This is a genomic window from Cloacibacillus sp. (assembly GCF_020860125.1).
Taxonomy (GTDB): domain Bacteria; phylum Synergistota; class Synergistia; order Synergistales; family Synergistaceae; genus Cloacibacillus.
The window spans coordinates 1-10,968 of record NZ_JAJBUX010000033.1; the positions used below are offsets into that span (position 1 = coordinate 1).

The following is a 10,968-nucleotide window of genomic DNA, read 5'->3' on the forward strand; positions in this document are numbered from 1 at the left end:
GCGCGAAGGCGGCCGTACAGTCGGCGCCGGCGTCGTCACTGAGATCATAGCGTAATAAGATATGCGCGGGGCGGCTCAAAGCGGCCGCCCCTTTCAAATTAATATTTGTCTGGAGTGAATAGAAATGGCTGACATCATCGGTCTTCAGTGCACAGAGTGCAAATGCCGCAACTATGTTACGCTTGTAAACAAGAAAAAGGCGACCAAAAAGCTGGAGAAGAAAAAGTACTGCAAGTTCTGCGATAAGCACACCTTGCATAAAGAATGCAAATAGTGTAAAATAACCTCTGCATGCAGGTCTGTAGCTCGAACTGGTTAGAGCACCGCACTCCAAATGCGGGGGTTGAGGGTTCGAATCCTTCCAGGCCTGCCATTTTTATTCTCTAAAAACGGTCAGGAAAAGCAGCATTGCAACATATACTAAAGTCGATAAATGAGGAGGTCGGGGTTGATGGATAAAGTCCTCGACTACATCCGGGAATCTAGAGCTGAGCTTAAAAAGGTAACATGGCCCACAAAACAGCAGTTATGGTATTCGACCATCATTGTTATCGTCGTGACGGCCGTCGCCTCAGCCTATCTCGGGCTGGTAGATTTGATTCTGACTGGAATATTCTCTAAGATTATCCAGTAGTTGCGTATGTTCGGATATTATTGGATGTATCTCGACTGTAATCTGGAGGTGGAGAGGACGAGAGTCCTCTTTTAAGCATGAGCGAATTATTTGGAAATACACAGGAACGCCGCTGGTACATAGTACAGACCTATTCAGGATATGAGAATAAGGTCAAGGCAAACCTCGATCAGCGTATAGCGACGATGGGCATGGAAGACAGGATTTTCCGTGTCCTTGTTCCCGTTGAAGAAAAGGTAACCATAAAAGAGGGAAAGACCAAACGCGTTAAGAGGAAGGTCTTCCCAAGCTATGTCCTTGTCGAAATGATACTTGAAGATCAGTCCTGGTATGTCGTTCGCCACACTCCCGGAGTAACGGGCTTTGTCGGTTCCGGAAACCACCCCATCCCCCTTTCGCCTAAAGAGGCTGAAGACATCATGCAGAAGCTCGGCAAAGAGGCCAAGCCGAAGGTAGAGGTGGATTTCAAGGTCGGCGATATGATGCAGATGAAGACCGGTCCGTTTGCGGGAAGCAGCGGTCCTGTCGTCGACGTCGACGCGGACAAAGCAAAGATAAAATTCCGGATTACGGCCTTCGGCAGAGAGACAGACGTGGAGGCAGATTACAACGACCTCGAAAAGATATAGAGGGCGCCCCCCGTTACAGCGATCTTCCGCAGCACGCACATTGAAAACCGAATAACAGCCTCACCCCATGGCGGGAGAGGTTTTAACCTAAGGAGGAAACATCACTATGGCTAAGAAGGTAATAGGGGAGCTCAAACTTCAGCTTCCCGCAGGAAAAGCCACACCGGCGCCGCCGGTTGGCCCGGCGCTCGGTCAGCGCGGAATCAACATCATGGAATTCGTCAAGGCGTTCAACGCCAAGACGGCCGACCAGGTCGGCATGATAATTCCGGTTGTCATCACCGTATACGCGGACCGCAGCTTCTCATTCATACTTAAGACCCCGCCCGCAAGCATTCTTATCAAGAAGGCCGCCGGCAAGGAAAAGGGTTCTTCCGTCCCCAACAAGGACAAAGTCGGAAAGCTGACGAAGAAGCAGGTGCAGGACATCGCGGCTCTTAAGATGCCCGACCTCAACGCCAACGACATCGAAGCGGCAATGAAGATGATCGAAGGCACGGCGTGCTCAATGGGTATCGAAATAGTTCGCTGATTCGAACTTTTAATCCTGAAAGATGTTTTCAGGAGTGGGAGGATTTCTTTTAGGAGATCCGACATTACCACAAGGAGGAAAATAAAATGGCAAAAAAAGGAAAACGTTACAAGGCGCTGCTCGAAAAAGTTGATCTTACAAAGCAGTATCCCCTCTCTGAGGCAGTAGCGCTCGCGAAGGAATGCGCGACCGCGAAATTTGATGAAAGCCTCGAACTCCATATTCGTCTGGGCGTTGATCCCCGTCATGCAGACCAGCAGGTACGCAGCACAATAGTCCTTCCCTTCGGAACCGGCCACACAAAGAAAGTCGCAGTGTTGGCGCTTGGTGACAAGCAGAAGGAAGCTCAGGATGCAGGCGCGGACATCGTCGGCGGCGAAGATCTGGTTGCAGAGATCCAGAACGGCAGACTTGACTTCGATGCAGTAATCGCCACACCGGATATAATGAAGTCGGCTGGACGCCTCGGTAAGGTCCTCGGACCCCGCGGCCTGATGCCGAGCGCAAAGACCAATACCGTTACATTCGATGTCGCCGATGCTATCAAAGAAATCAAAGCGGGCCGTGTCGAGTTCCGCGTTGACAAGACAGCTATCACGCACAATGCTGTCGGGAGAGCCTCGTTCCCCGTGGAGAACCTCATGGGCAACGTTAAGACGCTCCTCCGTGCAGTCATCAAAGCCCGTCCCGCAGCGGTCAAGGGCACATACATAAAGGGTATCACCATCACCTCCACGATGGGCGTGGGCATCCAGATAGATGCGGTCCAGGCTCAGAAAGATGTGGCGGCGGAGTAACCCACACCGCGTTAAAGGCAAACTTACAAGCGGCCCGTTCTGTCAAAGAACGGGCCGCTTGTTGTATCTGGTATTAATATTTTTACGACAGTTTTATCACATAAAAATCTGTATTATTTTGCAGCTCACGCCTTCTTTTCGCCGCCGGCGATGTCGATTATATATTTGCCGCACCTTTCACACCGCCAGGTATCGGGGATCACCGCGCGTCCAGGGAAGGACTTCTTGCCCAGGGAAATACCGTTCATCGCCCAGATGCCAAGCAGGAGGCCTTTATCGTCAGGCATAAATTTCATCTTGAATTTATTTCCGACCAGACGGCCCTCTTCCATCTCCGCGCCGCAAAAGGGGCATCTCATAGCTTTACCCCCCGCGGGTGTTCGTCGATGATGAATTTTTCGCAGGAATCGCAGAAATAGGCGCGGACGCGGGCGCGGGTAAAAAATCCGCCCCGGCCGATACTGTGGCCTCCGAAGGCCCAGATGCCGAGAAAGAGTCCCCTCTTCCGCGGCAGCCATTTCATCCGGTATGTATCGCCATAGATGGTGCCGGCGGTCATCTCCTTTTTACAATATGGACACTGCACGGGTAAAACCTCCTTGATATAGCAACAACTGTGGAGCGGAGGCCTGAACTATTTCACCGGGATGCGCTTCGCGGCATTTTCAATAATGTTCTGTATATGCTTTGTCAGCGTGGGGGCCTCCGTGAAGAGATCCGCGCCGGTATTGGCCGCGACCGTCTCGCCGTATATGAGGCCGTTGTCCTTCGCGGAGCGCAGCTCCACCTTCACCGCCCCCTGTGTGATGTTTTCCTCCCAGGGTTCCTTGTACTCCTGATAGGGAACCTGCACCCTCTGGTGTTCCCAGCGGTCGTTGCGCCATACCGGCTCGTCGACGTACCTGTACTTGGTCACATACTCGCCGGGATGCTTTAAAACGCCGATGCCGCATTTGGTGACCGTGCATGTGAGGATCGCGTCTACCTGGTCGGCGGCAAGTACTAGAGCCCTCTCCGCCGTCTGCTGCGGCGTCATCTGTTCGGCGGGCTGACCGCTGATGAAGGCCGCGCGGTCGACGACGTCCTTAGGAGTTTTTAACAGAAATGGGAAACGGTCCTGCTTTTTCAGGGTCTGCTCCTGCCATCTCTGCTCCGCCGCCTCTTTTAGGAAGGGTTCCGACTGCGGGATGGAGACGTCATAGATGACGGGCAGGACGAGGATGGTCTTGATCGTTGCGTAATCGTAATTGTTGTTTCTGAAATCCGTCACCTCCGGTTTCGCAAGGGCGGCCGAGGCTACGGCCAGCAGAAGGACGGATACGAACAGCGCGATTATTTTTTTCACAGCGAAAACCTCCAGATTTTAAGAATAAACGGTGATATTATAGCTGATAAAGCTCCGGGCGGCGCATATCGAAGGCTTTGATAAAGCCCCTGATCTCGTCGGATTCCCGCGGTTCGACGCAGATAAAGGCCCCCTCCTCCCCTTCGCCGCCCTCATATAGCGTTCTGCCCCAGGGGTCGATCACCGCGGAGCGTCCGCCGAAGACGTCGCCGTCGGTGGCGCCGACCATGTTGCAGGCGGCGACGAACATCATATTTTCAATAGCCCTCGCGCGCAGCAGCGTGCTCCAGTGCTCTATCCTCGACACGGGCCATTCGGCGGAGACGAGACAGAGCTGCGCGCCGGCGAGAGCGCCCATACGCAACCACTCACAGAAGCGCAGGTCGTAGCAGATCGCGTTGCTTATCTTGACGCCGCCTATCTCAAAGAGTCCGGGTGCGGAGCCAGCACGCAGATATTTTTCCTCGTCCATCATCGGCACGAGATGGACCTTGTCGTAATGCGCGAGATATTCGCCCTGCGGGTTGACAAGAAGCGCGCGGTTCACCGCCCCCTCCTCGGTCATCGCGAGGACGGAACCGCCGGCGAACCAGACGTTATAGCGCCGCGCGAGGCCGCCCAAAAACTCCGCCGCCTGCGCCGCGCCGCGGTCGGCGTATCTCCCGGCCTCTCCGATGACGTAGCCGACGTCAAATATCTCCGGCAGCACGACGATCGTCTCAACGTCGGAGGGGGTATGATACTTTTCCATCCACCTCTCAACGGTCTTAAAGTTTTCCACGCGATCCCCGGGTTTTACCTCTATCTGCGCAAGTCCTATCCTCAGCATTTGCCGTCCTCCCATCTTTTTATCGTTGCTCTTTATATAATTATCGCATATAAGCGGCGATTATCCGCAGCCCCTCTTCAAGCTCCCGCATGGAGGCGGCGGAGGCCAGCGAGAGGCGCAGAAAACCGCCCCCGTCGTTCTTACCGCAGGAGAAGCGCCCCGAATGAAAGACGCGCACCCCCTCTTTCAGAAGCTCCGCCTCCGTCTCTTCTGGGCTTTTATCATCGGGAAGCGGCAGCCAGCGGAAGAAGCTGAAGGGATGTCCGTTCTGCGCATGGGGGAAATAACGCGAAAAGATGCGCCCTGCCTCCTGCGCGAGGGCCATCTTCCGCCTTATTATCCCCTCCGTTTCGTTACTGCGGATCAGCTCCGTGACCACCTCCGCGTCAAGCGACGAGGTCTTGACATTGATATTAAAGAGCGCGCGGTAAAGCCTTTCGCGGAAGAGCGGCGGAAATACGATATAGGCGACGCGCAGCCCCGAACAGAGCGATTTCGAGGTGCCGCAGAGGTAGAGCGTCTGCTCGGGGAGCAGCTCGCGCAGCGGCAGCCCGTATCCTGGGATGATCCCCGCGGTGATGAAGGCATAAATGTCGTCCTCAAGCAGGATGAGGCCGTGTTTTTTGATCACCGCTGCGAGCTCCTCCTTCCGCGCCATCGGTGTGAAGACGGTCGTCGGATTGCAGCAGCTTGGCATAAGAAAGATGCCCCGCACGCGGCTGTGGCGGCAGAGGTAATCAAGTTCCCGCGGCAGCATTCCCAGCCCGTCACCCGCTACGGGAAGGAGCTGAAGGTGCAGGAGCTTCGCGAGATCGATAAAATTGTTATAGACGAAGCGGTCCACGGCGATACGCTCTCCCGGCTCGAATAACGCCAGCAGCGCGAGGGTGATCGCGTTGAGCGTCCCCGAGGCGATCACCACCTGTTCCTCCCCGGCGCGCAGGCCGAAGCGGCTCATCCAATTCAGCGCCGCCGCCTTCTGATGCGGCATTCCCGTGGGGTCGTCGTAGCTGAGCATATGTTCCAGATAATTCCGTTTCACCGCCCGCCGGAGTGCGGGGACCACCATTTCGTTGCATTCCTCAAAAGAGGCGATGAGCCCCATCTCAATGCCGCGCCCCGCGAAGGTCTCGCGCGAGTTGAGCAGCGGCAATATGGCACTTGGTTGTACAAATGTCCCGCTGCCCTTCACGCCGTAGATGAGGTTTTTGTTTTCGCAGATCTTATAGGCCCGTGTCACCGTCGTAAAGTTGAGGTCGAGATAATCGGCAAGCTCGCGCTGCGGCGGGAGTTTCGTGTCGGGCGGCAGCTTTCCGTTAAGGATGTCCGCCTCCAGCTTTTCCGCGATGGAGAGATAGTATGGACGCCGGAGGGCGGCCTTCTCGGGTTTCCATGAGAGATAATAGTCGGCGAAGGAGTTGACTGGCACGGCGGGGACCTCCTGCTTTTATTATAATACATATAATTATACCATTGATTATATGTATTTTCGCGAATATAATTTTCGCAGGAGGTGTGTTTATTCCGATGTTTACTGACGAAACGATGAAAAAGGCCTTTAAGGCCGCCTTTCCCTATACGATCCCTATCTTCGCGGGATTTCTCTTTTTAGGTATCGCCTACGGCATCTATATGAATGCGAGCGGATTTCCCGCGGTTTACCCGATCCTCATGAGCCTGCTGATCTTTGCCGGCTCGATGGAGTTTGTCGCCGTGAACCTGCTGCTGGGAGCCTTCGATCCTCTCGGCGCCTTCCTGCTCACGCTGATGGTCAACGCGCGCCATCTATTCTATGGGATATCGATGCTGGATAAATACAAAAACATGGGACGGAAACGCTGGTATCTGATGTTCGGCCTCTGTGACGAATCATTTTCGATCAACTGCACCGCCGATGTGCCTCCCGACGTGGACCGGGGATGGTTCTACTTCTTTGTGACGCTGCTCAACCACTCCTACTGGGTATGCGGCGCGGCGCTCGGCGGTCTCTTCGGTTCCCTGCTCTCCTTTGACACGAAGGGAATCGAATTTGTGATGACGGCGCTGCTCGTAGTGATCTTCCTCGAACAGTGGATGAAGGAGAGAGACCATAGGAGCGCCCTGCTGGGGCTTGGCCTTTCGCTGCTTTGCCTCGTCTTTTTCCGCGGTAATTTCATCATCCCTTTGACACGAAGGGAATCGAATTTGTGATGACGGCGCTGCTCGTAGTGATCTTCCTCGAACAGTGGATGAAGGAGAGAGACCATAGGAGCGCCCTGCTGGGGCTTGGCCTTTCGCTGCTTTGCCTCGTCTTTTTCCGCGGTAATTTCATCATCCCCTCAATGACCGCGATCCTTGGCGTGCTGACGCTGTTCAGAAAACCTCTTGAAACGGCGGGTGACGGCAGGTGACGGTTTTTGAACAGGCCGCGGTGGTCGCGGCGGTCGTTCTCGGCACGGTCACCACGCGCTTCCTTCCCTTTCTTATCTTCCCCGCCGGCAGAAAGACGCCGGAGTACATACAATACCTCGGACGAATGCTGCCGCCCGCGGCGCTTGGTATGCTCGTCGTCTACTGTCTTAAAGACGTAAGTCTCTTTTCTGGAACGCACGGCATCCCCGAGGCGATATCAATCGCCGTCGTCACCGCGCTCCATTTTTGGAAGCGGGCCATGCTGCTCTCGATCGCTGGCGGCACGGCGGTCTATATGCTGCTGGTGCAGTTTGTATTCTGATTAGTAAGATTTATTATTTATTTAATAGGCGCTAAAACAATTGAAAATATAGGAAATATCCCATCCTGAAAACAGTCTTGAGAAATATCCGTTTCTGAATATAACCGTTCATATAAATTAAAAACCATCTTACCCATTTATAATCTTAAGAAATTGGCTCAAATAGGTTTTTCTTGCAAAGCCTCTCCCATTTAATGCTTTTATTATGACTATACGGCCAATAAAATAAAATTTTATTTTTGCTATTGACTATAAATAATTTTACGTTCATAATTATGGTACTCTAAATTATATTTGGTGCTCTAAAATAAAGAGAGGTGGCAAAGAATGAAGATGAGAATTTCCGCGCTGTCCTGATTCAGATTCCAGTGCTGTTAGGTGGAAGCTTGAAATGTAATCTCGATTAGATAGGAGAGGATAGAAAGTTTGGGAAAAAACGACTGTGCTTGAATGAAGATATTTTTTAATTAAGCCATAAATGACAACAAAACGTACTTGTTGTATCAAAGATGGAAAGCCACCAGTTATTAAATTAGTGCTGTCCTACCCAAATTATTTTACGTGCAAGAAATAAAAATCACTAAAATGGTGAAGTTATAAAATGTTTTGCAAAAATATAAATAATTATTGGAGGGATTTGTATGTTGAAAAAGATGGGAACCGTTTTGATAGGCAGTTTTTTATTATTAATTTTTGCAAGTTCATGTTTTGCGGCTGATAAATACATTGTTAAGATTGCGTCTGTTGTTCCTGAAACACAGTCACAGCATATTGCCCTTAGAGATTTTTTTAAAAAATATGTGGAGGAAAAATCTGGGGGACGTATGGTGGTGGAAATATACCCTAACGGGCAATTAGGCGGAGAACGCCAAGCAATTGAAAGCGTCCAGTTGGGAACTATACATATGACAGTTACGGCGCTTGCCGTTTTGTCCGGCTTTGAACCAAGATTCCAAGTTTTTGACTTACCCTTCTTATTTAAAGATAAACCCTCGGCTTATAAGGCGCTGGATGGCGAATTAGGTGACAAGCTGAACCAACTCCTTCCTAGTTTAGGGATAATAAATCTAGCGTTTGTGGAGAACGGCTTCCGCCATATAACAAACAACAGGGCGCCCATTCATAAACCGGCGGATTTGAAGGGACTTAAAATCAGGACAATGGAAAACCCAATACATATGGCATCATTTAGAGCGTTGGGAGCAAATCCGACCCCGATGAGCTTTGGAGAACTATATACCGCTTTACAGCAAAAAACGGTAGACGCTCAGGAAAATCCTATCCCGTTAATATATACGACGAAGTTTTATGAAGTCCAAAAATATGCTACGCTTACAGGTCATGTTTATGCGGCCACAACATTCCTTTGTAATGATACGTGGTTTAATAATTTGCCTAAAGATTTACAGAAAATAGTGAAAGATGGGGCGGTTCTATTTAGAGACGAGCAGAGAAAATTAACGGAAGCTCAGGATAAAGAGATGTTGGCGCTTTTAAAACAATCAGGGATGCAAATCAATGAGCTGACACAAGCAGAAAAAGATGATTTTATTAAGGCCACTGCCCCTGTTTATGAAGAATTTTCAAAGAGCGTTCCAGGCGGCAAAGACTTTATAGAGCTGGCAAGAAAAAACAGTCATTAGTCAAGGCAATGCCATTAAAGAGTCGGTGAAATTCTATTTTTTCACTGACTCTTTAAAATAGGAGGTGTCTTCATGTTAAGAAAAATATTTTCTAATTTAGAAGAATATTTGTTGGTTTATAGCCTAATGTTTTCCGTAGCCTTGGTTTTTGGGCAGGTTGTTATGCGATATCTTTTTTCCAGCTCTCTTTATTGGAGTGAAGAAATGGCTCGCTATCTATTTTTATGGCAAATATGGCTTGGAGCAAGCTATGCGACAAAAGAACATCGTCATTTGCGGATAGAGGTGGTAAAAGATATATTAAAAACAGAGAAATCAAAGAAAATATTCGAGCTATTCGCGCTGTCTATCTGGCTGGCATTCAGTATATTTTTAGCTTTTAAGGGTTTTGAACTTGTAAAAATGCTTCTTTTACGTAGGCAAGTCTCTCCTGCGATGCGTTTTCCTATGGCATATGCTTACCTCTCAGTTCCTGTTGGGTGCAGTTTGATGTCGATAAGGCTCATTGATAATATGCTCCACTTAATACATTCCAATAACAATAGTGGCAGTAATATGGGGGTGTAAAAATGGAAATTTTAGTATTATTTGGTTCTTTAGTGTTATTGCTAGCGCTCTCAATACCGATTGGAATATCACTTGGTTTGGCTACTGTTATAGCATTAATATATACTGGAACGATACCGCTTATAATGGTGGCCCAAAATGCTTTTGCCGCTCTGGATTCCTTTCCGCTGTTAGCAATACCGTTTTTCATGTTGGCTGGAGCCCTTATGGGGTATGGCGGTATATCGAAGCGGTTGGTAAATCTTGCCGATGCGATGGTCGGAGCCGTTCTGGGAGGACTGGCCATGGTGACGGTCATGGCATGTATGTTTTTTGCCGCTATTTCAGGGTCCGGGCCGGCAACCGTCTCTGCCATAGGTTCGTTTATGATCCCGTCAATGAAAGAAAAACACTACGACAGTGATTTTGCCGCGGCCTTGACTGCGACGGCTGGGTCCATCGGTGTAATAATTCCGCCTTCTATACCATTTGTAATATATGGGGTAGTTTCTGGTGTTTCTGTAGGTGAAATGTTTATCTCGGGAATTATTCCGGGCATAATCATAGGTTTGTCGCTCATGGCCGTATCTTATAGAACCGCGCGAAAGAAGGGTTATCCAAGGACATCTAATCCTCCCCAAATTTGGCCGACGCTAAAGGAGGCTTTCTGGGCTCTGTTAGTACCAATAATAATTTTAGGTGGAATATATGGGGGAATTTTTACCCCGACAGAGGCTGCTGTCGTCGCCTCGGTATACGCGCTGCTGATTGGCAAATTCATATATAAAGAGCTGGATTTTAAGACCATATACGCCGCATTTAAAGATGCAGCCCTCGTAAATGGCGCCACGACATTTATGGTCGGTTTATCAATGTCATTTGCCGCGTTTTTAGCGATGGAACAAATTCCCATAAAAATATGCACATGGATGCTTTCAATATCTTCAAGCCAAATAACTATATTCCTGATAGTGAATTTGTTGTTGCTCATTGTTGGGTGCTTTGTAGATAATATTTCTTCTATGATTATATTAACGCCAATACTATTGCCGATAATGTTGAAATTGGGTGTTGACCCTGTTCATTTTGGTCTTGTTATGACAGTAGCTCTTGCAACGGGGTTTGTAACGCCGCCATATGGTGCGAATCTTTTCGTGGCCTCTGCCGTTTCAGGGGTCAGTATGCTTAAAATTTCAAGAGCGGTCGTTCCGTTTATTTTAGCAATGTTGTTTTGTCTGCTTCTTTTTACCTACATCCCTGCGCTGAGTATGGGATTAGTTTGGTTATTGAGGTAAATAAT

The 10,968-nt window shown here is 49.8% G+C and carries 16 protein-coding genes and 1 tRNA gene; 12 read left to right on the forward strand and 5 right to left on the reverse strand.

Translation table 11 applies throughout. The features are described 5' to 3' along the window. The first annotated feature begins 124 nt into the window (after positions 1-124). The 6 genes from rpmG to rplA all read left to right on the forward strand — a co-directional run bounded on the left by rpmG (position 125) and on the right by rplA (position 2,592). On the forward strand, positions 125-274 hold the full coding sequence (gene rpmG, locus LIO98_RS04185) for a 50S ribosomal protein L33 (RefSeq protein WP_291953530.1): 150 nt from the start codon (positions 125-127) through the stop codon (positions 272-274). Between the two features lie 21 nt (positions 275-295). Further along, a tRNA-Trp gene (locus LIO98_RS04190) sits at positions 296-373 on the forward strand. A gap of 78 nt (positions 374-451) precedes the next feature. Further along, positions 452-634 (forward strand): preprotein translocase subunit SecE, encoded by a 183-nt coding sequence (secE, locus tag LIO98_RS04195; protein ID WP_066748631.1) that lies wholly within the window; start codon positions 452-454, stop codon positions 632-634. 77 nt (positions 635-711) lie between these two features. Continuing rightward, complete coding sequence (nusG, locus tag LIO98_RS04200) at positions 712-1,263, forward strand: transcription termination/antitermination protein NusG (RefSeq protein WP_291953531.1); 552 nt, start codon at positions 712-714, stop codon at positions 1,261-1,263. A gap of 106 nt (positions 1,264-1,369) precedes the next feature. Beyond that, positions 1,370-1,795 (forward strand): 50S ribosomal protein L11, encoded by a 426-nt coding sequence (gene rplK, locus LIO98_RS04205; protein WP_291953532.1) that lies wholly within the window; start codon positions 1,370-1,372, stop codon positions 1,793-1,795. 86 nt (positions 1,796-1,881) lie between these two features. Continuing rightward, positions 1,882-2,592, forward strand: coding sequence for a 50S ribosomal protein L1 (rplA, locus tag LIO98_RS04210; protein WP_291953533.1), 711 nt, complete (start codon positions 1,882-1,884; stop codon positions 2,590-2,592). Positions 2,593-2,717: 125 nt separating this feature from the next. Here rplA and LIO98_RS04215 read toward each other — a convergent pair whose 3' ends face one another. Genes LIO98_RS04215 through LIO98_RS04235 form a run of 5 tightly spaced genes read right to left on the reverse strand, consistent with a single transcriptional unit; the run spans position 2,718 to position 6,195 of the window. After that, positions 2,718-2,951: a PF20097 family protein gene (locus LIO98_RS04215; protein ID WP_291953534.1), complete on the reverse strand. Its 234-nt coding sequence runs from the start codon at positions 2,949-2,951 to the stop codon at positions 2,718-2,720. Next, complete coding sequence (locus LIO98_RS04220; protein ID WP_291953535.1) at positions 2,948-3,178, reverse strand: PF20097 family protein; 231 nt, start codon at positions 3,176-3,178, stop codon at positions 2,948-2,950. Before LIO98_RS04220 ends, LIO98_RS04215 begins: the two co-directional genes overlap by 4 nt. Before the next feature lie 48 nt (positions 3,179-3,226). Then, a complete protein-coding gene (locus LIO98_RS04225; RefSeq protein ID WP_291953536.1) occupies positions 3,227-3,937 on the reverse strand; it encodes a hypothetical protein in 711 nt (236 codons plus the stop codon). Between the two features lie 37 nt (positions 3,938-3,974). Continuing rightward, positions 3,975-4,766 carry a nitrilase-related carbon-nitrogen hydrolase gene (locus LIO98_RS04230; protein WP_291953537.1) on the reverse strand — a complete coding sequence of 264 codons (792 nt, stop codon included), beginning with the start codon at positions 4,764-4,766 and terminating at the stop codon, positions 3,975-3,977. A gap of 40 nt (positions 4,767-4,806) precedes the next feature. Then, entirely contained in the window at positions 4,807-6,195 is a 1,389-nt protein-coding gene (locus LIO98_RS04235; RefSeq protein WP_291953538.1) for a PLP-dependent aminotransferase family protein, read from the reverse strand. Positions 6,196-6,293: 98 nt separating this feature from the next. Between LIO98_RS04235 and LIO98_RS04240 the strand changes: the two genes are divergently transcribed. The 6 genes from LIO98_RS04240 (at position 6,294) to LIO98_RS04265 (ending at position 10,963) form a co-directional block, all read left to right on the forward strand. Then, positions 6,294-6,956, forward strand: a complete 663-nt coding sequence (locus LIO98_RS04240; protein WP_291953539.1) for an AzlC family ABC transporter permease — start codon at positions 6,294-6,296, stop codon at positions 6,954-6,956. Beyond that, positions 6,953-7,156, forward strand: coding sequence for a hypothetical protein (locus tag LIO98_RS04245; protein WP_291953540.1), 204 nt, complete (start codon positions 6,953-6,955; stop codon positions 7,154-7,156). The genes LIO98_RS04240 and LIO98_RS04245 overlap by 4 nt, the downstream gene beginning before the upstream one ends. After that, positions 7,153-7,479, forward strand: coding sequence for a branched-chain amino acid transporter permease (locus LIO98_RS04250; protein ID WP_291953541.1), 327 nt, complete (start codon positions 7,153-7,155; stop codon positions 7,477-7,479). The genes LIO98_RS04245 and LIO98_RS04250 overlap by 4 nt, the downstream gene beginning before the upstream one ends. Before the next feature lie 641 nt (positions 7,480-8,120). Further along, complete coding sequence (locus tag LIO98_RS04255; RefSeq protein ID WP_291953542.1) at positions 8,121-9,122, forward strand: DctP family TRAP transporter solute-binding subunit; 1,002 nt, start codon at positions 8,121-8,123, stop codon at positions 9,120-9,122. Between the two features lie 72 nt (positions 9,123-9,194). Next, positions 9,195-9,689: a TRAP transporter small permease gene (locus LIO98_RS04260; RefSeq protein WP_291953543.1), complete on the forward strand. Its 495-nt coding sequence runs from the start codon at positions 9,195-9,197 to the stop codon at positions 9,687-9,689. Positions 9,690-9,691: 2 nt separating this feature from the next. Beyond that, the gene (locus LIO98_RS04265) at positions 9,692-10,963 is read left to right on the forward strand and encodes a TRAP transporter large permease (protein ID WP_291953544.1); all 1,272 of its coding nucleotides are present in this window, start codon (positions 9,692-9,694) and stop codon (positions 10,961-10,963) included. Positions 10,964-10,968: the final 5 nt, after the last annotated feature.

Bases quoted from the DNA above. Each gene is read 5' to 3' on its own strand.
- LIO98_RS04215 (WP_291953534.1), bottom strand. From the start codon at position 2,951: ATGAGATGCCCCTTTTGCGGCGCGGAGATGGAAGAGGGCCGTCTGGTC.
- LIO98_RS04240 (WP_291953539.1), top strand. From the start codon at position 6,294: ATGTTTACTGACGAAACGATGAAAAAGGCCTTTAAGGCCGCCTTTCCC.
- LIO98_RS04255 (WP_291953542.1), top strand. From the start codon at position 8,121: ATGTTGAAAAAGATGGGAACCGTTTTGATAGGCAGTTTTTTATTATTA.
- rplK (WP_291953532.1), top strand. From the start codon at position 1,370: ATGGCTAAGAAGGTAATAGGGGAGCTCAAACTTCAGCTTCCCGCAGGA.
- rpmG (WP_291953530.1), top strand. From the start codon at position 125: ATGGCTGACATCATCGGTCTTCAGTGCACAGAGTGCAAATGCCGCAAC.
- LIO98_RS04260 (WP_291953543.1), top strand. From the start codon at position 9,195: ATGTTAAGAAAAATATTTTCTAATTTAGAAGAATATTTGTTGGTTTAT.
- rplA (WP_291953533.1), top strand. From the start codon at position 1,882: ATGGCAAAAAAAGGAAAACGTTACAAGGCGCTGCTCGAAAAAGTTGAT.
- LIO98_RS04230 (WP_291953537.1), bottom strand. From the start codon at position 4,766: ATGCTGAGGATAGGACTTGCGCAGATAGAGGTAAAACCCGGGGATCGC.
- secE (WP_066748631.1), top strand. From the start codon at position 452: ATGGATAAAGTCCTCGACTACATCCGGGAATCTAGAGCTGAGCTTAAA.
- nusG (WP_291953531.1), top strand. From the start codon at position 712: ATGAGCGAATTATTTGGAAATACACAGGAACGCCGCTGGTACATAGTA.
- LIO98_RS04265 (WP_291953544.1), top strand. From the start codon at position 9,692: ATGGAAATTTTAGTATTATTTGGTTCTTTAGTGTTATTGCTAGCGCTC.